The following is a 20,470-nucleotide window of genomic DNA, read 5'->3' on the forward strand; positions in this document are numbered from 1 at the left end:
CGCGCGGAGGGCCCGCCGGGGCCCCGGCCGGCCGCCGCCGGGTCACGGTGGGGCGGGCCGACGGCCGCCGTGGGGGTCGCGCTGGCCCTGTTCGGGATCCTCGGGCTGTCCATCGTGGGTTTCGGCGGGATGCTGGACGGCCACACCGCCGTGCTGATCGCCGTACGGATCAGCGCCCCGGCGGCGGTGGCGATGGCGCTGGCGGGCTGGGCGCTGGTGGAGCGGGCCGGGCGGCCACCCGTCTGAGCGCCGGCGATCCTCCGCCGTACTCGGGCACCGGCCCCGCCGCATTAGGCTGGTAGACCTATCGTCCCCAGCGAGCATGGAGAAAAATGGCCGTCAACCTGGTCAACGTCGAGGCAGTCGGCAAGGTGTACGGCACCCGCACCCTGCTCGACGGCATCTCGCTCGGCGTGTCGGAGGGCGACCGCATCGGGGTCGTCGGCCGCAACGGCGACGGCAAGACCACCCTCATCCGGATGCTCGCCAAGCTGGAGGACCCGGACGTCGGCCGGGTCACCCACCTCGGTGACCTGCGGCTCGGCGTGCTCACGCAGCACGACAGCCTGGACCCTGCGGCCACCGTCCGGCACGAGGTCGTCGGGGACAAGGCCGACCACGAATGGGCGGGCGACGCCAAGATCCGGGACGTACTGACCGGCCTGTTCGGCGGGCTGGACCTGCCCGGCTTCCCGCAGGGCCTGGACACCGTCATCGGACCGTTGTCCGGCGGCGAGCGGCGCCGCATCGCGCTCGCCAAGCTGCTCATCGACGAGCAGGACCTGGTCATCCTGGACGAGCCGACCAACCACCTCGACGTCGAGGGCATCTCCTGGCTGGCCTCGCACCTCCAGGCCCGCCGCTCCGCGCTCGTCTGCGTCACCCACGACCGGTGGTTCCTGGACCAGGTCTGCACCCGCATGTGGGACGTGCAGAGCGGCGACGTGCACGAGTACGAGGGCGGCTACAGCGACTACGTCTTCGCCCGGGCCGAGCGGGAGCGGATCGCCGCCACCGAGGAGACCAAGCGGCAGAACCTGATGCGCAAGGAGCTGGCCTGGCTGCGCCGGGGCGCCCCGGCCCGCACCAGCAAGCCGCGCTACCGGATCGAGGCGGCCAACGAGCTGATCGCCGACGTCCCGCCGCCGCGTGACACCGCCGAGCTGATGAAGTTCGCCAATTCGCGGCTCGGCAAGACGGTCTTCGACCTCGAGGACGTCACCGTCCAAGCCGGTCCGAAGGTGCTGCTCAAGCACCTCACCTGGCAGCTCGGCCCCGGCGACCGCGTCGGCCTGGTCGGCGTCAACGGGGCCGGCAAGACCTCGCTGCTGCGGGCGCTGGCCGATGCCGCGTACAGCGACGGCGACACGCAGCCGGTGGCCGGGCGGATCGCGGTCGGCAAGACGGTGAAGCTGGCGTATCTGTCGCAGGAGGTCGGCGAGCTGGACCCGTCATGGCGGGTGCTGCAGGCCGTAGAGTCCGTACGGCAGCGGGTGGACCTCGGCAAGGGGCGGGAGATGACCGCCGGGCAGCTGTGCGAGAAGTTCGGCTTCACCAAGGAGAAGCAGTGGACGCCGGTCGGCGACCTCTCCGGCGGTGAGCGTCGGCGGCTGCAGATCCTGCGCCTCCTCATGGACGAGCCGAACGTGCTGTTCCTCGACGAGCCGACCAACGACCTCGACATCGAGACCCTGACCCAGCTGGAGGACCTCCTCGACGGCTGGCCGGGCTCCATGGTCGTGATCTCCCACGACCGCTACTTCCTGGAGCGGACCACCGACCGCGTCATGGCCCTGCTCGGCGATGCCACCCTGCGCATGCTGCCGCGCGGCGTCGACGAGTACCTGGAGCGCCGCAAGCGCGCCGCCGAGGCCGCGGCCCCCGCCCCGGCACCGGCCGCCGCCAAGCCCAAGGGCGGCGGTGACAGCCGGGCCGCGAAGAAGGAGCTGCAGAAGATCGAGCGTCAGCTCGACCGGATGGGCGAGAAGGAAGCCAAGCTGCACGCCGAAATCGCCGCCAACGCGACGGACTTCGAGAAGGTCGCCAAGCTGGACATGGAGCTGCGGGCGCTCCGCGACGAGCGCGACGACCTGGAGATGCGCTGGCTGGAGCTGGCCGACGACGCGTAAGGCGACGCCCAGGCCCGGCGCGTAGCAGGGGTGTAACGGTACCGGGCCGCCCGGTGAAGCTGTGAGTTCCCGGTGATACAAAGAACCCCATGTCGCAGCCGCCCCCGCCGCCTGGCAACCCGTACGGCCAGCAACAACCACCGCCGTACCCGTACCAGCAGCAGCCGTACCAACAGCCTTACCAGCAGCCGCAGTACGGATACCCGCCGCAGCCCCAGCAGCCGTACTACGCGCCGCAGCAGCAGCCCCCGCAGCGTGGCGGCGGCAACGGCAAGCTGATCGGCATCATCGCGGGCGCGGTGGCCACTGTCCTCGTGGTCGTAGGCGGCGTGTGGATCGCGACCTCCGACACCATCGTCGGCCTGGACGACAGCGGCGGCAAGGTGATCGGCTACCAGCAGCCCACGTACAACAAGGCGGGGCGGCTCATCGCGGTCGACACCACCACCCACCAGGTGGGGCCGTACATGGAGCTTCCGGAGAGCGGGAAGGGTCTTGAGGACGCGTTCTACAGCGGCGACTACCTCTGGATCCACAACGAGCACTTCTTCATCACCGCCGCCACCGTCAGGTCCCTCGGCAGCGCGGGGGCCGACGGGTCCACGCAGAGGTCGGTCGCGGCGTTCGGCTGATCGGCCGTTCGCTGTCCGAGTCCGCTACGAAACGGGCTGTTTCGGTGGTGAACCGGCCAATAGCAGCGGGAATTCCGTTAATGAGAGAGACTTCTGGCGAGTAAGGGGCGCGAAAAGTCGAACAAGCGTGTACCTTCCGGGGCTAGACCCGGGCTCACAGACAGGGCACAGCTGGGCGCCGGGCGGACCGCGCCACGGCCTGTGAGGGGGACGGAGTGGAGTCGGGCGAGGCCGGGCCTCACCACTCCCAGGGGGATGAGGGGACGCCACATGGGCGTACGGCTTGTGGTGGTCGACGACCACCGTCTGCTGGCGGAAGCGCTCGCCTCGGCGCTGAAGCTGCGCGGGCACCGAGTGCTGGCGGCCGCCGCGCCGGTGTCCGGCGCGGCGGACCTGGTGCTGTCGCGGTCGCCGGAGGTCTGTCTGATCGGTACCGCGGCGCCGGCCGAACCGGGGGTCTTCGACCCGGTCGTACGGATCAAGAAGGAGCGCCCGGGGGTCGCCGTGCTCATCCTCGGGCCCGTGCCGAACCCGCGCGGGATCGCGGCGGCCTTCGCGGCCGGCGCGTCCGGCTACGTACGGCACGACGAGCGCATTGAGGGCGTCGAGCGCGCGATGGCGAAGGCGCGGGCCGGCGAGGTGGCAATCGCGCCGGCCCTCCTCCAGGCGGCCTTCGCCGACCTGCTCAACCCGGTGGCCGAGCCCGACGACGAAGGCACCCGCCTGCTCCAGCTGCTCACCCCGAGGGAGATCGAGGTCCTCGTCCGCGTCGCCGAGGGCGAGGACACCCGCCTCATCGCCGCCGGCATGGGTATCGCCTCCAGCACCGCCCGCACCCACGTCCAGCGCGTCCTGATGAAACTCGGTGTCGGCTCCCGCCTGGAGGCCGCCGCCCTGGCCGCCCGCACCGGCCTGCTGGACCGGGCGGGCGTGGGTCACTCCCCGGAGCCGGACCCGGAGCTCTCCTGAAGCAGCTCCTCCGGCGGGGGCGGGGGCGGCGGCGGGCTGAGCCTGACCCAGAGCAGGAACAGCAGGCCGAGGATGAGCATGCCGAGGCCGGTCCAGAGGTTGATGTTGATGCCCTGGGCCTTGCGGATGGCGGCGTCGGAGGCGGTGATGCCGGCGATGGTGACGATGACGCCGTATACGGTGAAGAGGCCGCCGATGATGCGGCGGATGTCGAAGAGCTTGGCCGCGGTCACGGACGCGTGCTCGAGCTCCTCGATCTTGTGTTGGTAGTCGTCCTGATGCTCGCTCATGTCCGGTTACCTCGGGAGCCTCAGAGGGAGAAGGGGATGTAGCACAGCGCGGCCAGCACCAGCGCGGTCCAGCCCAGGAGTGCGGGGCGGCGGTACCAGGCGTCGTCGCCCTTGGCAGGCGGCTCGGCCATGCCGGGGGATGTAGTGCCGTAGACCAGGCCGGCCAACTCCTCGGCGGGCTTGGGCTGGGTGAAGGCGCTCACGATGACCATGACCACCGCGCCGGTGACGAAGGCGACGATCGCCGAGACGAAGTTGGCGCCCTGGTCGCTGGGGATGCTGATGACGTGCCGCTTGTAGAACCAGAAGTAGTTGATCATCGCGGCCACGGTGCCGCTCAACAGCCCCCAGAAGCCGGCCTTGGTCGAGGTGCGCTTCCAGAACATACCGATGATGAAGACCACGAACATCGGCACGTTGAAGAACGAGAAGAGCGTCTGCAGGTACGCCATGATGTTGCCGAAGCTGGACGCCAGGAACGCGGTGCCGATGCTGGCCATCACACCGATCACGGTGATGATCCGGCCGAACCTCACGTAGTACGAGTCGGGGCGGTCCTTCTGGATGTAAGCCCCCCAGATGTCGTTGGTGAAGACGGTGTTGAAGGACGACACGTTCGCCGCCATACCCGCCATGAAGGCCGCCAGCAGCCCGGTCACGGCGATGCCGAGCACACCGTTGGGCAGCAGGTCCTGCATGAGCAGGGGGATCGCGTCGTTGTACGTGAGGTTCGAGCCGCTGGTGCCGATCTTCGGTACGAGGGCCGCCGCGATGAGCCCGGGGACCATGACGATGAAGGGGATGAAGATCTTCGGGAAGGCGGCGATGAGCGGGGTGCGCTGCGCCGCCGAGAGGTTCTTCGCGGACAGGGCGCGCTGCACCTCGGCGAAGTTGGTGGTCCAGTAGCCGAAGCTGAGGACGAAGCCGAGGCCGAGGACGATGGTGAGCCAGTTGGCACCGAGCGGGTTGGGGTCGCCGATGCCAGTGCCGCCCCAGGCGCTGGTGAAGTTGGCGCCGTGCGTGGCGTCGAGTTTGTCGGTGAGGCCGCTGACGCCGCCGACCCGCTTCAGACCGACGACGGTCAGCGGGATGAGGGCCGCCAGGATGACGAAGAACTGCAACACCTCGTTGTAGATGGCGGAGGACAGACCGCCGATGGTGATGTAGATCAGCACGAAGAATCCGGCGACGCAGATCGCCACCCACTGCGGCCAGCCCAGCAGCGCCTCGACGACGATCGCCAGCGCGTAGAGGTTGACGCCCGCGATGAGGATGGCGGCGCAGGCGAAGAGGATCGAGCTGAGCAGGTGCGCGCTCTTGTCGTAGCGGTGCAGCAGGAACTCGGGCACCGACCGGACCTTGGAGCCGTAGTAGAACGGCATCATCACCAGGCCCAGGAAGACCATGGCCGGAATCGCCCCGATCCAGTACCAGTGCACGGTATACGCGCCGTACTGGGCGCCGTTGGCGGCCATGCCGAGGATCTCGGTGGCCCCCAGGTTGGCGGCGACGAACGCGAGTCCGGTGACCCAGGCAGGCAGTGAGCGGCCGGAGAGGAAGAAGTCCAGGCTCGTCTTGACACTGCGTCTGGCAGCGAAGCCGATGCCGAGTACGACGACGAAGTAGATCGCAAGGATCGAGTAGTCAAGTGCGTTGGTGGGCAACCGGAGCCCGTCGGCCAGGTATCGCATGTGCGAATCCCTCCCCGGAAATGTTGGGTGATTGACGTAACTGTTGCCTTGTGGTTCATTGTGTTTAGTTATGTTTGGTGGGTGGGATGAGGAGCCTCCAGGGTGAAGAAGACGACGACCCGGCTCGCCGACGGTCGTGAGCTGATCTATTACGACCGCCGGGACGACGCCGTACGCGACGCGGTGGATCACCGGCCGCTCGACCCGGTATCCACGGCGTCCGAGATCCGCCGTGACCCGCTGCTCGGTGACTCCGTGGCCATCGCCTCCCATCGACAGGGCCGGACCTATCTCCCGCCTGCCGACGAGTGCCCGCTCTGCCCGTCCCGCAACGGCAGGCTCAGCGAAATCCCCGACTCGGACTACGACGTCGCCGTATTCGAGAACCGCTTCCCGTCCCTGTCCGGCGACACCGGCCGCTGTGAGGTGGTCTGCTTCACCTCCGACCACGACCAGTCCTTCGCCGGTCTCACCGAGGCCCAGGTCCGGCTGGTCCTCGACGCCTGGACCGACCGCACCGCCGAGCTCTCCCAGCTGCCCTCCGTCGAGCAGGTCTACTGCTTCGAGAACCGCGGCAAGGAGATCGGCGTCACCCTCGGCCACCCGCACGGCCAGATCTACGGCTATCCCTTCGTCACCCCGCGCACCGAGCTGATGCTGAGGTCCCTGGAGCAGCACCGTGAGGCCACGGGCGGCCGCAACCTCTTCGACGACACGGTGGCCCGGGAGCTGGAGGACGGCTCCCGCATCGTCATCGACGCCGCCCACTGGACCGCCTTCGTCCCCTACGCCGCCCACTGGCCGTACGAGGTCCACCTCTATCCCAAGCACCGGGTGCCCGACCTGCTGGGCCTGGACGAGGAGGCGCGCGCCGAGTTCCCGGCGGTCTACCTCGAGCTGCTGCGCCGCTTCGACCGGATCTTCGGTCCCGGGGAGCCCCCGACGCCGTACATCTCCGGCTGGCACCAGGCGCCCTTCAGCAGCGAGCTGCGCCGCGAGTTCGCCCTGCACCTGGAGCTGTTCACCATCCGCCGCACCGCCGGCAAGCTGAAGTACCTCGCCGGGTCGGAGTCCGGGATGAGCGCCTTCGTCAACGACGTGCCGCCGGAGGCCGCGGCCGCCCGCCTGCGGGAGGTCGCCTCCGTATGACCCGAATGAACGACCTCTGGGAAAGGTCTCAGAGGCCCCTCAGATCCCACCACTACGGTGGCCGGGACACGGACATCAGAAAGGCGGAGACCCAGTGAGCGACACCGGTACGAAGAAGGTTCTGGTCACCGGCGGCGCCGGCTATGTCGGCAGCGTCGTGGCGGCCCACCTGCTGGAGGCGGGCCACCGGGTCACCGTCCTGGACGACCTGTCCACCGGCTTCCGCGCCGGTGTCCCGGAGGGGGCCGACTTCGTCGAGGGCCGCATCCAGACCGAGGCTGCCCGCATCCTCGACTCCTCGTACGACGCCGTGCTGCACTTCGCCGCCAGCTCCCAGGTCGGTGAGTCGGTCGTCAACCCCGAGAAGTACTGGCGCAACAACGTCGCCGGCACCCTGGAGTTGCTCACCGCCATGCGCGACGCGGGCGTGCGCAAGCTCGTCTTCTCCTCCACGGCGGCCACGTACGGCGAGCCGAAGTCCGTCCCGATCACCGAGGACGACCCGACGCTGCCCACCAATCCGTACGGTGCCTCCAAGCTCGCCGTCGACCACATGATCACCAGCGAGGCCGTCGCTCACGGGCTGGCCGCCGTCTCGCTGCGGTACTTCAACGTCGCGGGCGCCTACGGGAAGTACGGCGAGCGCCACGACCCCGAGTCGCACCTCATCCCGCTCGTCCTCCAGGTCGCGCAGGGTCGCCGCGAGGTCATCTCCGTCTTCGGCGACGACTATCCGACCCCCGACGGCACCTGCGTCCGCGACTACATCCACGTCGCCGACCTCGCCGACGCGCACCTGCTGGCCCTGGAGCACTCCACGGCCGGCGAGCACCTCATCTGCAACCTGGGCAACGGCAACGGCTTCTCCGTCCGCGAGGTCATCGCGACCGTCCGCCAGGTCACCGGCCACCCCGTCCCCGAGGTCATCGCCCCGCGTCGCGGCGGTGACCCTGCGGTCCTCGTCGCCTCGGCGGACCGGGCGAAGGGGCGGCTGGGCTGGAAGCCGTCCCGTGCCGACCTGGTCGGTATCGTCAGCGACGCATGGGACTTCGCGCAGAATCTGCAGAACCTGGAGAAGAGCGAGTGACGACAGCGGACACCTTCCGCGAGGTGTACGGCACCGGCCCCGAGGGCGTCTGGGCGGCGCCGGGCCGGGTCAACCTCATCGGCGAGCACACCGACTACAACGACGGCTTCGTCATGCCGTTCGCGCTGCCGCACACCACCGTCGCCGCGGTCTCCCGCCGCACCGACGGACGGCTGCGCCTGCACTCCGCGAACGTCGACGGCGGCACCGTCGAGCTGTTCCTTGACGAGCTGAGCGCCGACGACCCCGCAGAGGGCTGGGCCGCCTACCCTGCGGGGGTCCTCTGGGTGCTGCGCGAGGCGGGACATGTCATCACCGGCGCCGACATCCACTTCGAGTCCACGGTGCCGACCGGCGCTGGGCTGTCGTCATCGGCGGCACTGGAAGTCGTCACCGCCCTGGCGATGAACGACCTGTACGGGCTGGGCCTGGAGCCCTGGCGCCTCGCCCGACTGTGCCAGCGCGCCGAGAACGTCTACGTCGGCGCGCCCACGGGCATCATGGACCAGACCGCGTCCGCCTGCTGCACCGCCGGCCACGCCCTGCACCTGGACACCCGCGACCTGTCGCAGCGTCAGATCCCCTTCGACCTCGCCGCGCAGGGCCTGCGGCTCCTCGTTGTCGACACCCGGGTCAAGCACTCCCACAGCGAGGGCGAGTACGGCAAGCGCCGGGCCGGCTGCGAGGCGGCCGCCGCCGCCCTGGAGGTCGACGCCCTGCGTGACGTCCCGTACGAGGGCCTCGACACGACCCTCGAACGGCTCGACGACGAGGAACTCGTGCGCCTGGCCCGGCATGTCGTCACCGAGGACCACCGGGTCGAGCAGGTCGTCCGGCTCGCCGAGGACGGTGACTTCCGCGCCATCGGGCCGGTGCTCACCGCCGGACATGCCTCGCTGCGCGACGACTTCCGTGTGTCCTGCCCGGAGTTGGACCTCGTGGTCTCCGCCGCCAACGACTCCGGCGCGCTCGGCTCCCGTATGACCGGCGGCGGCTTCGGCGGCTCGGCGATCGTGCTGGTCGAGGACGCGGCGGCGGACAAGGTGACGGACGCGGTGATCGCCGCCTTCGCGACGGCCGGTTTCGTCCCGCCCCGGGTCTTCAGCGCCGTACCGTCCGAGGGAGCCCGGCGGCTGGCCTGAACCGATCAATATTGGCAACAAAACACAACTCCATCGAGCAAGTTTTGCCATTCGGGCGCCTTTGTCAGCCCCTGCCCCTACGCTTTTTCCACAGCGCCGGTGGGGGCCGGCGTCGCATCAGGGGGCGAGACACAAGGGTTCGGCACCTGGAACGGGGTAGCGATTCGGTACGGCGGCTGTCGTACGGAGGCTGCGGTGCACAACCCGCTCCGGGGGCCGGATCCTCCGTGGACTCCGCCTCCACCGTGGGGGAGTGCCAATTGCCGGGAGTGGGGCCCGTGGGACGGATTCGCGTTCTCGTCGTCGACGACCATCGGATCTTCGCCGAATCGCTCGCCGCGGCACTCGCGGCCGAGCCCGACGTCGACGTGTCGGCGGCCGGCAGCGGACCGGCCGCCCAGCGCTGCCTGGAGCGTGCCGCGGCCGACGGCCGCCGCTACGACGTACTGCTCGTCGACGCAGACCTCGGCGCCGCCGCCCGGGTGCCGATGGGCGCCGTCGTGAACGCGGCGGCCGCCCGGGTGCCCGAACCGCGACTGCCCGAACCGCTGCACGCGGTGAACTCCGCGGCGCCGGACGGGGCGAAGGCCGCCATGGCCGCGGTCGACGGCATAGCCCTGGTCGAGCGGGTGCGCACCGAGCACCCGGCCACCCGCACCGTCGTCCTCGCCGAGCGCGACGACGCGCGCCGCGCCGCCCGCGCCCTGCAGGCCGGGGCGTCCGGCTGGGTCGCCAAGGACTGCTCACTGTCCCGGCTGCTCGCCGTCATGCGGGGCGTGCTGCGCGACGAGACCCATCTGCCGCCCGCCCTGCTCACCGGCGTCCTGCGGGAGTTGACCGCCGCGCGGCGTCATCGCACGGAGAGCGAACGGCTGGTGGAGTCGCTCACTCCGCGCGAGCAGGAGGTGCTGCGCTGCATGGTCGCCGGGCTGGGCCGCAAGGCCGTGGCGGAGCGGCTCTATCTGTCCCCGCACACCGTCCGTACGCATATGCAGAATGTGCTGGGCAAGCTCGGCGTGCATTCGACGCTCGCCGCCGTGGCCCTGGCCCGGCGGGCCGGGGTGGGACCGGCGGACCTGGCCGCGAGCGCGGGCGCTTCCGGAGCCTGAGGCGGCGGCCTGCTTTCCCCGCGAGCGGGGAAAGCAGGCCGCCGGGTCACCGATGGAGCCGGTGTCTTAGTTGCCACCCTGAGTGCTGCTCCAGCCGTTGTCCCGGCCCGAGTCGTTGTTCCAGCTTTCCTTGCTGTTCCAACCGGACTCGTGGTTGTCACCCTTGTTGCCGAATTGGCTCTCGCCGCTGTTGTCGTGACCGTTCCAGCTGCTGTTGCCGTGGTTGTCTTCGTGCTTGCTGTTGTTGTCGTGACCGTTCCAGCTGCTGTTGCCGTGGTTGTCTTCGTGCTTGCTGTTGTTGTCGTGACCGTTCCAGCCGCTGTTGCCATGGTGCGAGCTGTTGTTGTGACCGTTCCAGCCGATGTCACCGTGGTGCGAGCCGGAGGTGTCGTAACTCTCCCAGGTGTAGTCGTAGACGGTGTACTCGTCCTGCCGGTCCCTGAAGTGGCAGAAGCGCGGGGCCGGGCCGATGTTGCGGATGAAGCGCGCCGGCGACCAGACCCAGTAGCCCTTGGCCAGCTTGTACCAGCGCGGGTTGCCCCCGACCTCCTGGGAGTTGACCTTGCACTGGATCCACACGAGCGCGCCCTGCGGCAGGGTGCCGAGGACGCGGGCGCGGGCGCTGGGGCCGGAGCGGATCCGCAGGCCGAAGGGGGAGGTGACCCGGCCCTTGTAGAGCGCGCGGTGCGGATAGGCGACTCGGTCGGTCGAGGCCGCCGAGGACATCTCACCGGACAAGTCCGGGAGTTGGGCGTCGGAGGCGTCCGGGGCGTCGATGTTGCCGGGGATGGCCGGCGTCGTCACTTGGTCGTCGAAGGCCGGCGCGAGGCCGTCGTCGCCCAGGTTGGGGGACGTGACCTCCGGGCCGTTGCCCTGCGGGGTGTCGTCGGCGAAGGCGGTGCCGGTGGTGCCGAGCGCGAGCGCCGAGGCGAGGACTCCCGTGGCGGTCGCGCTGGCTATCTTGGTCAGGCTCTTCTGCAGAGGCATCTGCATCTCCAATGTTGGAGAGGGACCCGGCGTGGGTCCGGATTGAAACCGACACGGAATTGACAAAGAGGAACCATGCCGGGTGCCGCAAAAGTGACCCTTTGGTCTTTATGCGGCCTTCACACCCTCAAGCTAGGTGTGCCACTATGAGTGCGCAACCGGTAGCAGTGCGTGTCCACTGGGGGCCCGCGAAACAAGATCCGGAATCATCCCGGGACGTTGTCGAAGGGTGCGGTCAACTGCCGCAGCAGGTCCGCCAGTTCGCCGCGCTGGCGGTCCGAGAGCTCGGCCAGGATCGCCCGCTCCTGGGCCAGAAGTCCGGCGAGGGCCTGATCGGCCCGGTCCTGGCCCTCAGGGGTGAGGCGCACCAGTACTCCGCGCCGGTCCGAGGGGTCCGGAAGCCGCTCGACGAGGCCTTTTTTGGCCAGCCGGTCGATGCGGTTGGTCATCGTGCCCGAAGTGACCAGTGTCTGGGTCAGCAGCTGGCCGGGGGAGAGCTGGTACGGCTGCCCGGCGCGGCGCAGCGAGGTCAGAACGTCGAACTCCCAGGGCTCCAGGCTGTGCTCGGAGAATGCCAGCCGCCGCGCCCGGTCCAGATGCCGGGCCAGCCGGCTCACCCGGCTCAGCACCTCAAGCGGCTCAACGTCGAGGTCGGGGCGCTCACGGCGCCATGCAGCGACCAGCCGGTCGACCTCGTCCTCCATGGAGATCAGTGTAGTGGTTCTGTCGACATGAAGTCTCTTGACATCAAGAGATTAATTCGGGGAACGTATGGGCAATGTCGGGCCCAGGAGCCAGATTCGCTCTTGACCAGGGAGTACGAACATGCAAGCTGCAGCCACGTGGGACCCCCAGCAGTACCTCCGACACGCCACTCACCGCACCCGCCCCTTCCACGACCTCCTCGCCCGTATATCCGAACTCCCCGGCCACCCTCCGCGCATCGCGGACATCGGCTGTGGGCCGGGCAATGTCACCGTCCTGCTCACCCACCGCTGGCCGGACGCCCATGTCACCGGCTATGACAGCTCCCCTGACATGCTGGAGGCAGCGAAGTCGTACGAAGGCGCCACCCCCGGCGGCGGTCGCCTCGACTTCGCCCACGCCGACGCCGCCCACTGGACCCCGGACCAGACCTACGACCTGATCGTCTCCAACGCCGCCCTCCAATGGGTCCAGGGTCACGCCGACCGCTTTCCCGCCTGGTACGAGCACCTCGCCCCCGGCGGCACCCTCGCCTTCCAGGTCCCGGGCAACTTCACCTCCCCCAGTCACGCCCTCCTCGGGGAGCTCTGCGACGCCCCCCAGTGGCGCGACCGCCTCGGCGACGGCCACGGCCGCCGCTTCATCCACATCCTCGAACCCGCCGGCTACCTGGAACGCCTCTCCGGGCTCCCCGGCCTGGCCGACGAGCCCGACGTCTGGAAGACCACGTACGTCCAGCTCCTCCAGGGCGAGGACCCCGTCCTCGACTGGACCAAGGGCACCGCGCTGCGCCCCGTCCTCACCGCCCTCGCCGACGACTCCGCCGCCCGTGGCGAATTCCTCGCCCAGTACCGCGACCTGCTCCGCAAGGCCTATCCGGCAGGTCCGCGCGGCACCGTCTTCCCCTTCCGGCGCATCTTCGCCGTCGTACGAAAGAAGGCCGTCCAGTGACCTCCGGGATATCCGCCCTCGACCACGTCCAGCTCGCCGCCCCACCGGGCAGCGAGGACGCCCTGCGTACGTACTACGTGGGCACCCTCGGCCTCATCGAACGGGCCAAGCCGCCCGTCCTGGCCGCCAAGGGAGGCTGCTGGTTCGCGACGGGGGACGGCACCGTCCAGCTGCATCTGGGCATCGAAGCCGACTTCCGCCCCGCGAGGAAGGCCCACCCGGGTGTGCGGGTCACCGGCATCCACGACTTCGCCAAGCGGCTGGAGGAACGTGGCGCCCAGGTCGTCTGGGACTACGACCTGCCGGGGCACATGCGCTTCTACTCCGAGGACCCGGTCGGTAACCGGCTGGAATTCCTTGAGCCGGTCGCGTTAAGGGACTGAGAGGCCGCGCAATTAGGTGTGGCGGAGGAAGGAGCGTGTCGAGGGCCGGGTCTGGCAAGGCGGTGGGGGCACTCTCCCCCAGACTCCGTCCGGTGGGGGCACCTCCCAGCCGCCAGGCTGGGGGAGGACCCCCACCAGTCTTCGGCCGGTGGGGGTGCCCCCGGCGAAGCCAGGGGGAGGACCCCCACCCAGCCGCCAGGCTGGGGGACGTCGTCGACCGACGACAACGCCGCCAGGCGAGAGCCATCGGCACGCGACGCCGCCCCACCTATTTGCGCGGCCTCTGAAGCAGACGAGGGCCGGTCTTCGCGAAGACCGGCCCTCAGTTCTTGCGGTGTCCGATGAGGCGTGGCTTGGGCTCCAGCCCCGACAGCCCGTTCCAGGACAGATTGACCAGGTGGGCGGCGACCTCGGCCTTCTTCGGCTTCTGCGTCTCCAGCCACCACTGCCCGGTCAGCGCCACCATGCCGACCAGGGCCTGTGCGTACATCGGAGCCATCTTCGGATCGAAGCCCCGCTGCTTGAACTCCATCCCCAGGATGTCCTCGACCTGCGTCGCGATATCGCTGATCAGCGACGCGAAGGTGCCGGTCGACTGGGCCACCGGGGAATCCCGGACCAGGATCCGAAAACCGTCCGTGTACTGCTCGATGTAGTCCAGCAGCGCGAAGGCCGCCTGCTCCAGCAGTTCACGCGGATGGCCGCCGGTCAGGGCGCTGGTGACCATGTCGAGCAGCCGCCGCATCTCGCGGTCCACGACGACCGCGTAGAGCCCCTCCTTGCCGCCGAAGTGCTCGTAGACGACCGGCTTGGAGACCCCCGCCTTGTGCGCGATCTCCTCCACCGAGGTGCCCTCGAAGCCGCGCTCCGCGAAGAGCGTCCGGCCGATGTCCAGAAGCTGCTCGCGGCGCTCCTTGCCCGTCATCCGTACCCGCCGGGCACGTCGCGACCCCGTACCCTCGCTGCTTCTGCTAATGCCGTCGCTCACGCGTCAATCATGCCGCTTCACTGACACTCTCTTTACGCCGGGCGGCGATACGGTCAGCGGTCGGCCAGCGGACATCGGTCGCCCAGCCCAGCTGTTCGAACCAGCGGATGAGCCGGGCACTGGAGTCGATCTGCCCGCGGAGCACCCCGTGGCGGGCGGATGTCGGGTCGGCGTGGTGCAGGTTGTGCCAGGACTCGCCGCAGGACAGCACGGCCAGCCACCAGACGTTCCCCGACTTGTCACGGGAGCGGAAGGGGCGTTTGCCGATGGCGTGGCAGATCGAGTTGATCGACCAGGTCACGTGGTGCAGCAGGGCCACGCGGACGAGCGAGCCCCAGAAGAACGCCGACGCGGCTCCCGTCCAGGACATCGTGACCAGGCCGCCCACCAGCGGCGGCAGCGCCAGCGACAGCATCGTCCAGAACCAGAAGTCGCGGCTGACCCGCCGAAGCGCCGGGTCCTTGACCAGGTCCGGCGCGTACTTCTCCTGCGGCGTCCGCTCCTCGTCGAACATCCACCCCATGTGCGCCCACCACAGGCCCTTGACCAGGGCCGGGACCGTCTCGCCGTACTTCCAGGGGCTGTGCGGGTCGCCGTCGGCGTCGCTGAACTTGTGGTGCTTGCGGTGGTCGGCCACCCAGCGCACGAGCGGCCCCTCGACCGCCATCGAGCCGGCGACGGCGAGCGCGATCTTGAGCGGGCGGTTGGCCTTGAACGACCCGTGGGTGAAGTGCCGGTGGAAGCCGATGGTGATGCCGTGGCAGCCGAGGTAGTACATGCTCACCATCAGGCCCAGGTCCAGCCAGCTCATCCCCCATCCCCACGCGAAGGGGATCGCGGCCAGCAGCGCCATGAACGGAATCGCGATGAACAGGCCCAGTGTGATCTGCTCGAGCGATCCCTTCTTGTCACCGCCCAGCGTCGCCTTCGGCAGCGCCGTCGCCTCGTTCGCCGTCCCGGACCCGGGTTCCCGGGGCTCTGTGATCACGTCTGTCTCTGTGGTCATGGTGATCCCTCGCCAGGGGTGTGGTGTGTGGGAGTTTCATACGATGTGCCGTGCTACGGAACCGTAACCTACGGCGTCGGAAGCATGGCAGCGCCAAGTTGCGATGGAACAGAGCGTGCGTGTCGGCATGGAATACGGTTCCCTTCTCTTGTACCCAGGTTCGGGCGGGCACGCTCGTGGAGATTCGCTCGAACCCCTGGGTGATCTACGCCCTCGCGTCGAGGACTGCTGGTACGGCATAGTGGTGGGCGTCGATTCGGCGGCCTGATCAGGGGTCCGATTCGGCTGGATGTGCTATCCGCTGTGGTGTAATGGCAGCACTGTCGGTTTTGGTCCGATAAGTCCGGGTTCGAATCCTGGCAGCGGAGCGTAATGTTGGGGCCACGACGTTCCGTCGTGGCCCGCCCGCATTTCTGGCCCGAAACGCCCCGGTATCCTGCGGGTGTCACTGACCCGATGCCGAGGAGCCCCTCCTGTGAGCGCCCATCGCCCGGCTGCTGTCGTCGTTCTTGCCGCGGGTGAGGGCACCCGCATGAAGTCGGCAACGCCAAAAGTCCTGCATACGATCAGCGGCCGGAGCCTCGTCGGCCATGTGGTGGCGGCCGCGAGTGCCCTGGAACCGGAGCACCTGGTGGTCGTGGTGGGCCACGCTCGGGAGCAGGTCACGGCGCACCTGGAAGGGATCGACAGCAGGATCCGCACGGCCGTCCAGCACGAGCAGAACGGCACCGGCCACGCCGTCCGCGTCGCCCTGGAAACGCTGCCCGCGCTCACCGGCACCATCGTGATCACCGCCGGGGACACCCCGCTGCTCACCGACGGCACGCTGACCGCCCTCGTGGCGGCGCACGAGGCCGACGGCAACGCCGTGACCGTCCTGTCGGCCGAGGTCCCGGACCCCATCGGTTACGGTCGGATCGTACGGGCGGCGGACGGCGCGGTGCTGGCCATCGTGGAGCAGAAGGACGCGGACGACGCCCAGAAGGCCATCCGGGAGATCAACTCCGGGGTCTTCGCCTTCGACGCGCGGCTGCTCGCGGACGCGCTGGACAAGGTGACGACGGAGAACGCGCAGGGCGAGGAGTACCTCACCGACACCCTGGAGATCCTCCGCGAGGCCGGTCACCGGGTCGGCGCAGCGATCGCCGCCGACCACCGCGAGATCGCCGGGATCAACAACCGCGTACAGCTCGCCCAGGCCCGCCGGACGCTCAACGACCGGCTGCTGGAGCGGGCGATGCTGCAGGGCGCGACGATTGTCGACCCCGCCTCGACTTGGGTGGACGTCACCGTGGAGTTCGAGCCGGACTCGGTCGTGCTGCCGAACACCCAGCTCTACGGGGCGACCCGGATCGCCACCGGCGCCGAGGTGGGCCCGAACAGCACGCTCACGGACACCACGGTCGGCCCAGGGGCCCGGGTGAGCAACACGGTCGCGGACAGCGCCGAGATCGGCGAGGAGGCGACGGTCGGCCCGTTCGCTTACCTGCGGCCCGGCACCAGGCTCGGCCCGAAGTCCAAGGCGGGCACGTACGTCGAGATGAAGAACGCCACGATCGGCGAGGGCACGAAGGTGCCGCATCTGTCGTACGTGGGCGACGCGACGATCGGCGAGCACACCAACATCGGTGCCGCCAGCGTGTTCGTGAACTACGACGGCGAGACGAAGCACCACACGACGGTCGGCAGCTACTGCAAGACGGGCTCGGACAACATGTTCGTGGCGCCTGTCACAGTCGGGGACGGTGCCTACACCGCAGCGGGCTCGGTGATCACGAAGGATGTGCCGGCCGGCTCGCTGGCCGTCGCCCGTGGCCAGCAAAGGAATATCGAAGGCTGGGTGGCCAGAAAGCGTCCTGGAAGTGCCGCCGCACAGGCCGCCGAAGCGGCGCGTCGGGGCGAGTAAAGGGGCGGTTCGGGGCGTTCCCCCGCGTGTACGGGTGTCTTGAACAGCGCGTACCGTGTGAGGAGCACACAATTTCGCCGCCAGTCGAACTCCAAGGAGACGGTGCAGTGACCGGGATCAAGACGACCGGTGAGAAGAAGCTGATGCTCTTCTCCGGCCGCGCACACCCCGAGCTCGCGGAGGAGGTCGCCCACAAGCTGGGCGTGAGCCTCGTACCGACGAAGGCGTTCGACTTTGCGAACGGTGAGATCTATGTCCGCTTCGAGGAGTCGGCTCGTGGTTCCGACGCCTTTGTGATCCAGAGCCACACTGCTCCGATCAACAAGTGGATCATGGAACAGCTGCTCATGATCGACGCGCTGAAGCGGGCCTCCGCGAAGCGCATCACCGTGGTCGTGCCGTTCTACGGTTACGCGCGCCAGGACAAGAAGCACCGCGGCCGTGAGCCGATCTCGGCCCGTCTGATGGCCGACCTGATGAAGACCGCGGGCGCGGACCGGATCCTGACCGTGGACCTGCACACGGACCAGATCCAGGGCTTCTTCGACGGTCCGGTGGATCACCTGTTCGCGCTGCCGCTGCTGGCGGACTACGTGGGCGCCAAGGTGGACCGCAGCAAGCTGACCATCGTCTCCCCGGACGCCGGCCGCGTCCGGGTGGCCGACCGCTGGTGCGACCGCCTCGGCGCGCCGCTGGCGATCGTGCACAAGCGGCGCGACCCGGACATGGCGAACCAGGTCACCGTCCACGAGGTCGTGGGTGATGTGAAGGGACGCATCTGCGTCCTGGTCGACGACATGATCGACACCGGTGGCACCATCTGCGCGGCCGCCGACGCGCTGTTCGCGAACGGCGCCGAGGACGTCATCGTGACCGCGACCCACGGTGTGCTGTCCGGTCCGGCGGCGGACCGGCTGAAGAACTCGAAGGTGAGCGAGTTCATCTTCACGGACACCCTGCCGACGCCGGGCGAGTTGGAGTTGGACAAGATCACGGTGTTGTCGATCGCGCCGACGATCGCAAACGCGGTGCGCGAGGTGTTCGAGGACGGTTCGGTGACGAGCCTCTTCGAGGACTCGCACTGATCGCGGTACCGGTCGCGCACTGATCGCGTAGAAGATCGATTTCTGAGCGGGCCTCCCCGCCGGGTAGACTCCTGGAGTTGCTCGGCGAGGGAGGCCCCCTCTGTTTTCAGGCCTCCGTTATCGGCGCGCTCCTCGTAAAGGAACGGCCCGTCGTGGGCCGGGTGACGTGAACACCCCGTCTTTCTATTGCGAGGAGTGAGTTTCATGGCCGAGATCAAGATCTCCGGTGAGACCCGTACCGAGTTCGGCAAGGGCGCTGCCCGTCGTGCCCGTCGCGCCGGCCTGGTGCCGGCCGTCATCTACGGTCACGGTGCCGAGCCGAAGCACGCGAACCTGCCGGGCCACGAACTGCTGCTCGCGCTCCGCACCAAGAACGTGCTGATCAGCATCGACATCGACGGCAAGTCCGAGCTGGTCATCCCCAAGGCCGTCCAGCGTGACGCCATCAAGGGCTTCCTCAAGCACGTGGACCTGCTCACCGTCGTCCGCGGCGAGAAGGTCACCGTCGAGATCCAGGTCCTGACCGAGGGCGAGCTGGCCCCCGGTGGCAATCTGCTCGAGAACGTGCTCAACGCGCTGCCCGTCGAGGCCGAGGCCACGCACATCCCGGAGTCGGTCACCGTCTCCATCGAGGGCCTGGAGGCCGGTGCCTCCATCCTCGCCAAGGACATCCCGCTGCCCAAGGGCACCACGCTTGCCGTCGACGAGGACACGGTCGTCCTGCAGATCCTGGCCGCGCAGGCCGAGGCCCCGGAAGAGGGCGAAGCGGCCGAGGAAGGCGCGGCGAGCGTCGAGGCCTGATCGGGTCCCGCAGTACCGTTGCCGCCGCCCCGCTCCTTCCGGAGCGGGGCGGCGGTTCCTGTTGAATGGACGGCATGAGCATGAGCGCATCGGAAGCGACCCCGGAGGGGCCCTGGCTGGTGGCCGGGCTGGGCAATCCGGGGCCCGAGCACGCCGGGAACCGGCACAACATCGGCTTCATGGTGGCCGATCTCCTCGCGGAGCGGATCGGCGGCCGTTTCAAGTCGCACAAGAGCCGCGCGCAGGTGGTGGAGGGACGGATCGGTGGCCACCGCGTGGTGCTGGCCAAGCCGATGACGTACATGAACCTGTCCGGCGGTCCGGTGACGGCACTGCGGGACTTCTACAAGGTGCCGGTGGGAAACATCATCGCGGTCCATGACGAGCTGGACATCGACTACGCGACGCTGCGCCTGAAGAAGGGCGGCGGCGACAACGGCCACAACGGGCTGAAGGCCATCACGAAGTCGCTGGGGCCCGACTACCTGCGGGTGCGGTGCGGGATCGGCCGGCCGCCGGGGCGGATGGACGTCGCGGCGTTCGTGCTGAAGGACTTCTCCTCCGCTGAACGCAAGGAGCTGGACTGGTTCGTGGACCGGGCGGCGGATTCGGTGGAGGCGCTGATCTCGGAGGGCCTGGATCGGGCGCAAACCACCTACAACAGCTGACCCGACGGCTGACGGCGGTTGACCGAGGGGCAGGTTTTGGCCAAGGATCCCCGCATGGTCAAACGGAGCCGTTCCCGCCGCACCGCCGAGGGCGCCTTCGGGCTGCTGCTCCTCGGTAAGGTCCTGTTGCTGTCCGCGCTGGTGCTGCTGGTCCTGACCGCGGGGGTGTGGACCTCGTGGAAGACCGCCCAGCACGTGATGCTCACCAAGGGGCGGGAGCACGGCACGATGACGGTGTCGGCCTGCGGGGAGACCACCTGCACCGGCCCGTTCCTGCCGAAGGACGGCCAGGGCACCGTCCGGGCGAAGGTGACCATCGACAAGTCGGTCACCCACCGCACCGGCGAGCAGATCCCGGTGGCCGTCGAGCCCGGCACCTCCACGGTCGTACGCACCGGGCTCGCCGGCGTACTGCACGCCTGGATCCCGCTGGGCGGCGCGCTGCTGCTGGTCGCCCTGGTGCTGGCGGGCGGCCTGCGGCTGCGCCGTACGGCCTGGGGCGCCGGACTGGCCGGGGGCGGACTGCTGGTGGCGGCGTTCCTGACGTTGTAAGAGGCCGCGCGAATAGGTGGGGTGGGTGAAGGAGTGTGTCGAGGGCCGGGTCTGGCGACGCGGTGGGGGCACTCTCCCCCAGACTCCGTCCGGGGGGAGGACCCCCACCCAGCCGCCAGGCTGGGGGACGTCGTCGACCGACGACAACGCCGCCAGGCGAGAGCCATCGGCACGCGACACCGCCCCAACTATTCGCGCGGCCTCTAAGACGGAGGACGAACGGGCCCGCAGCCGCCGATG

Annotated in this window: 20 protein-coding genes, 1 tRNA gene and 1 pseudogene; 16 read left to right on the top strand and 6 right to left on the bottom strand. The window is 69.1% G+C overall.

All coding sequences use genetic code 11. The annotated features are described in order from the left end of the window. The 4 genes and pseudogenes from EFK10_RS30050 to EFK10_RS30065 all read left to right on the top strand — a co-directional run. A pseudogene (locus tag EFK10_RS30050) lies at window positions 1–246 on the top strand (acyltransferase family protein); the annotation flags it as partial. 86 nt (window positions 247–332) lie between these two features. Continuing rightward, a complete protein-coding gene (locus EFK10_RS30055; RefSeq protein WP_127358806.1) occupies window positions 333–2,129 on the top strand; it encodes an ABC-F family ATP-binding cassette domain-containing protein in 1,797 nt (598 codons plus the stop codon). Window positions 2,130–2,218: 89 nt separating this feature from the next. Further along, entirely contained in the window at window positions 2,219–2,761 is a 543-nt protein-coding gene (locus EFK10_RS52315; RefSeq protein WP_127358807.1) for a hypothetical protein, read from the top strand. Between the two features lie 270 nt (window positions 2,762–3,031). Further along, window positions 3,032–3,730, top strand: a complete 699-nt coding sequence (locus EFK10_RS30065) for a helix-turn-helix transcriptional regulator (protein WP_127358808.1) — start codon at window positions 3,032–3,034, stop codon at window positions 3,728–3,730. Here EFK10_RS30065 and EFK10_RS30070 read toward each other — a convergent pair. Both EFK10_RS30070 and EFK10_RS30075 read right to left on the bottom strand, forming a co-directional pair. Further along, on the bottom strand, window positions 3,697–4,020 hold the full coding sequence (locus EFK10_RS30070) for a hypothetical protein (RefSeq protein ID WP_127358809.1): 324 nt from the start codon (window positions 4,018–4,020) through the stop codon (window positions 3,697–3,699). The two genes, EFK10_RS30065 and EFK10_RS30070, sit on opposite strands and share 34 nt — an antisense overlap. Window positions 4,021–4,040: 20 nt before the next feature. Then, entirely contained in the window at window positions 4,041–5,711 is a 1,671-nt protein-coding gene (locus EFK10_RS30075) for a sodium:solute symporter family protein (protein WP_127358810.1), read from the bottom strand. Window positions 5,712–5,813: 102 nt separating this feature from the next. On the opposite strand from EFK10_RS30075, the gene galT reads away from it, so the two are divergent. From galT to EFK10_RS30095, 4 genes are all read left to right on the top strand, one after another. Beyond that, window positions 5,814–6,860 (top strand): galactose-1-phosphate uridylyltransferase, encoded by a 1,047-nt coding sequence (gene galT / locus EFK10_RS30080; protein ID WP_127358811.1) that lies wholly within the window; start codon window positions 5,814–5,816, stop codon window positions 6,858–6,860. A gap of 94 nt (window positions 6,861–6,954) precedes the next feature. After that, the gene (galE, locus tag EFK10_RS30085; RefSeq protein ID WP_127358812.1) at window positions 6,955–7,947 is read left to right on the top strand and encodes a UDP-glucose 4-epimerase GalE; all 993 of its coding nucleotides are present in this window, start codon (window positions 6,955–6,957) and stop codon (window positions 7,945–7,947) included. After that, the gene (galK, locus tag EFK10_RS30090; RefSeq protein ID WP_127358813.1) at window positions 7,902–9,089 is read left to right on the top strand and encodes a galactokinase; all 1,188 of its coding nucleotides are present in this window, start codon (window positions 7,902–7,904) and stop codon (window positions 9,087–9,089) included. Before galE ends, galK begins: the two co-directional genes overlap by 46 nt. Window positions 9,090–9,367: 278 nt before the next feature. Continuing rightward, a complete protein-coding gene (locus EFK10_RS30095) occupies window positions 9,368–10,198 on the top strand; it encodes a response regulator transcription factor (protein ID WP_127358814.1) in 831 nt (276 codons plus the stop codon). A gap of 66 nt (window positions 10,199–10,264) precedes the next feature. On the opposite strand, the gene EFK10_RS30100 is transcribed toward EFK10_RS30095, so the two are convergent. Together EFK10_RS30100 and EFK10_RS30105 are read right to left on the bottom strand one after the other, a co-directional pair. Continuing rightward, window positions 10,265–11,185 carry an SH3 domain-containing protein gene (locus tag EFK10_RS30100; RefSeq protein ID WP_164836205.1) on the bottom strand — a complete coding sequence of 307 codons (921 nt, stop codon included), beginning with the start codon at window positions 11,183–11,185 and terminating at the stop codon, window positions 10,265–10,267. Window positions 11,186–11,391: 206 nt separating this feature from the next. Continuing rightward, on the bottom strand, window positions 11,392–11,889 hold the full coding sequence (locus EFK10_RS30105) for a MarR family winged helix-turn-helix transcriptional regulator (protein WP_127358816.1): 498 nt from the start codon (window positions 11,887–11,889) through the stop codon (window positions 11,392–11,394). Window positions 11,890–12,010: 121 nt separating this feature from the next. Here EFK10_RS30105 and EFK10_RS30110 point away from each other — a divergent pair, with 121 nt between their 5' ends. Both EFK10_RS30110 and EFK10_RS30115 read left to right on the top strand, forming a co-directional pair. Beyond that, window positions 12,011–12,841, top strand: coding sequence for a trans-aconitate 2-methyltransferase (locus EFK10_RS30110; protein ID WP_127358817.1), 831 nt, complete (start codon window positions 12,011–12,013; stop codon window positions 12,839–12,841). Further along, window positions 12,838–13,224: a VOC family protein gene (locus EFK10_RS30115; RefSeq protein ID WP_127358818.1), complete on the top strand. Its 387-nt coding sequence runs from the start codon at window positions 12,838–12,840 to the stop codon at window positions 13,222–13,224. Before EFK10_RS30110 ends, EFK10_RS30115 begins: the two co-directional genes overlap by 4 nt. Window positions 13,225–13,546: 322 nt before the next feature. Here EFK10_RS30115 and EFK10_RS30120 read toward each other — a convergent pair whose 3' ends face one another. Together EFK10_RS30120 and EFK10_RS30125 are read right to left on the bottom strand one after the other, a co-directional pair. Beyond that, entirely contained in the window at window positions 13,547–14,149 is a 603-nt protein-coding gene (locus EFK10_RS30120) for a TetR family transcriptional regulator (protein WP_127358828.1), read from the bottom strand. A gap of 70 nt (window positions 14,150–14,219) precedes the next feature. After that, window positions 14,220–15,218 (bottom strand): acyl-CoA desaturase, encoded by a 999-nt coding sequence (locus EFK10_RS30125; protein ID WP_127358819.1) that lies wholly within the window; start codon window positions 15,216–15,218, stop codon window positions 14,220–14,222. A gap of 297 nt (window positions 15,219–15,515) precedes the next feature. On the opposite strand from EFK10_RS30125, the gene EFK10_RS30130 reads away from it, so the two are divergent. The 6 genes from EFK10_RS30130 (at window position 15,516) to EFK10_RS30155 (ending at window position 20,230) form a co-directional block, all read left to right on the top strand. Next, window positions 15,516–15,586: transfer RNA gene (locus EFK10_RS30130), tRNA-Gln, on the top strand. Window positions 15,587–15,693: 107 nt separating this feature from the next. Next, complete coding sequence (gene glmU / locus EFK10_RS30135) at window positions 15,694–17,124, top strand: bifunctional UDP-N-acetylglucosamine diphosphorylase/glucosamine-1-phosphate N-acetyltransferase GlmU (RefSeq protein WP_127358820.1); 1,431 nt, start codon at window positions 15,694–15,696, stop codon at window positions 17,122–17,124. A 107-nt stretch (window positions 17,125–17,231) separates the two neighbouring features. Beyond that, a complete protein-coding gene (locus EFK10_RS30140) occupies window positions 17,232–18,209 on the top strand; it encodes a ribose-phosphate diphosphokinase (RefSeq protein WP_127358821.1) in 978 nt (325 codons plus the stop codon). A 204-nt stretch (window positions 18,210–18,413) separates the two neighbouring features. Next, window positions 18,414–19,010 carry a 50S ribosomal protein L25/general stress protein Ctc gene (locus EFK10_RS30145; protein ID WP_127358822.1) on the top strand — a complete coding sequence of 199 codons (597 nt, stop codon included), beginning with the start codon at window positions 18,414–18,416 and terminating at the stop codon, window positions 19,008–19,010. An 80-nt stretch (window positions 19,011–19,090) separates the two neighbouring features. Continuing rightward, the gene (gene pth, locus EFK10_RS30150) at window positions 19,091–19,678 is read left to right on the top strand and encodes an aminoacyl-tRNA hydrolase (protein WP_127358823.1); all 588 of its coding nucleotides are present in this window, start codon (window positions 19,091–19,093) and stop codon (window positions 19,676–19,678) included. A gap of 54 nt (window positions 19,679–19,732) precedes the next feature. Continuing rightward, window positions 19,733–20,230: a hypothetical protein gene (locus tag EFK10_RS30155; protein ID WP_127358824.1), complete on the top strand. Its 498-nt coding sequence runs from the start codon at window positions 19,733–19,735 to the stop codon at window positions 20,228–20,230. The last annotated feature ends 240 nt before the right edge of the window (window positions 20,231–20,470 follow it).

Source organism: Streptomyces soli (genome assembly GCF_003999195.1).
In the GTDB taxonomy this organism is placed as follows: domain Bacteria; phylum Actinomycetota; class Actinomycetes; order Streptomycetales; family Streptomycetaceae; genus Actinacidiphila; species Actinacidiphila soli.